The following is a 316-nucleotide window of genomic DNA, read 5'->3' on the forward strand; positions in this document are numbered from 1 at the left end:
ACCAGCTAAAGGAGCGTTCAATTATCCAGCGTTGTGGCAACACTTCAAATTTATGTAACTCATTTCGTTTGGCGACTTGGGTGGTCGCTTTTAAATTAAGCTGGACATCCATGGCGAAATTGCGGCCACTGTAACCACCATCAACCAATACGCTTCGAACCCGGCGTAAGTTTTCGGCGTTTAAGGCTAACATGGCACTGGCACCGTCACGGTCAGAGACATTGGCCCGCGTTAAATGAATGGCTTGCGGAAAGCCATTCATATCCACTGCTAGATGCCGCTTAATTCCGGAAATTTTCTTACCGGCATCATAGCC

1 protein-coding gene is annotated in these 316 nt (G+C 47.8%); it reads right to left on the reverse strand.

The features are described 5' to 3' along the window. The coding region (locus tag FD47_RS14850) for a transposase (protein ID WP_156404180.1) at positions 1-316 on the reverse strand (316 nt) is incomplete at both ends.

The sequence above is a fragment of the Lentilactobacillus parafarraginis DSM 18390 = JCM 14109 genome (genome assembly GCF_001435895.1).
In the GTDB taxonomy this organism is placed as follows: domain Bacteria; phylum Bacillota; class Bacilli; order Lactobacillales; family Lactobacillaceae; genus Lentilactobacillus; species Lentilactobacillus parafarraginis.